Below are 1,273 nucleotides of genomic sequence, written 5' to 3'. Positions count from 1 at the left end.
CCTCAAACCGAGTCTGCTCAGTTACTTCATAGTGCACAACGTCAGATCAGACGTTTACTGCAAAATACAAAGCTCAAGGCCCAGTTGGACCTACATTCAGGGCTGCTTTTCCCCTATCAGCTTTTTAATGGATGTTTTATGAGCAACAATGAATGTTTTAGCTTATATCTGGGTCAAATGAGTGATAAAGTATCACTCAAAATACCCAAATATAGATTTATAGATGAAAGAGTTTCTCTCCCAAGCCGATGACCTGCATGAAAAGTACCTAACCCAGGAAAAACAGAAAATTGAAGAGCACAAAATGCTGGTCAATCAGGTCTTGGAGTCATACGACCAGAAAACTGTTGCTGAAATACTTCGCAGGGTTGGACAGTATGACTGGACCCGTGAAACGCTGAATAAATGGCTCAATGGAAAGAGTGCACCACGGGCACTCAGTGAGGGCGAAGTGGAGATGCTTCAGCAAAAGATGCTACCGAAGCCACCAGCACACCATCCGGACTATAAATTCCGTTTTATTGATCTGTTTGCCGGGATTGGCGGGATTAGGAAGGGATTTGAGGAAATAGGGGGACAATGCGTTTTTACCAGCGAATGGAACAAGGAAGCCATCCGGACCTACAAGGCCAACTGGTACTGTGATCCTCAACATCATAAATTCAACGAAGATATCAGACAGGTTACGCTGACTGAAGATCCGGATATAGACATCAATGAAGCTTATGAACATATTGATAACGAAATTCCGGATCATGAGGTACTACTGGCCGGTTTCCCATGCCAGCCGTTCTCTCTGGCAGGTGTTTCAAAAAAGAACTCCCTCGGCAAGGCACATGGTTTTGAATGTGAAGCACAAGGAACACTGTTTTTTGATGTGGCACGTATTATTGCAGCAAAACAGCCAGCTATTTTCGTACTCGAGAATGGAAAGAACCTGAAAAGCCATGACAAGGGAAATACCTTCCGTATCATCATGAAGACGCTGGACGAGCTGGGCTATGATGTTGCAGATGCTGACGCGAGTGGTCCGAATGATCCAAAAATCATTGACGGCAAGAACTTCCTTCCCCAGCACCGTGAGCGTATTGTACTGGTAGGCTTCAAACGCAGCCTGGATATCAAGGGCGACTTTTCCCTGAAAAATATCAGTAAACTCTTCCCTGAAGTCCGTCCGACCATACAGGACGTGTTAGAAAAGGAAGTAGAAGACAAATACATATTGACTGAAAATCTCTGGAAGTATCTTTACAACTATGCCAAGAAACATCAG

Annotated in this window: 2 protein-coding genes; both read left to right on the top strand. The window is 44.3% G+C overall.

Annotated features, from left to right (window positions below):
• A partial coding sequence (locus FTV41_RS15140; RefSeq protein ID WP_218945212.1) for a hypothetical protein occupies window positions 1–252 on the top strand: 252 nt, incomplete at its 5' end.
• The coding region (gene dcm, locus FTV41_RS14820; RefSeq protein ID WP_179996775.1) for a DNA (cytosine-5-)-methyltransferase at window positions 224–1,273 on the top strand (1,050 nt) is incomplete at its 3' end. The genes FTV41_RS15140 and dcm, both read left to right, overlap by 29 nt.

Source organism: Acinetobacter sp. YH16051 (assembly GCF_013417135.1).
Classification (GTDB): Bacteria; Pseudomonadota; Gammaproteobacteria; order Pseudomonadales; family Moraxellaceae; genus Acinetobacter; species Acinetobacter towneri.
Note: the sequence above shows the minus strand (reverse complement) of the source record. Positions and strands in the feature narration are given on the sequence as shown.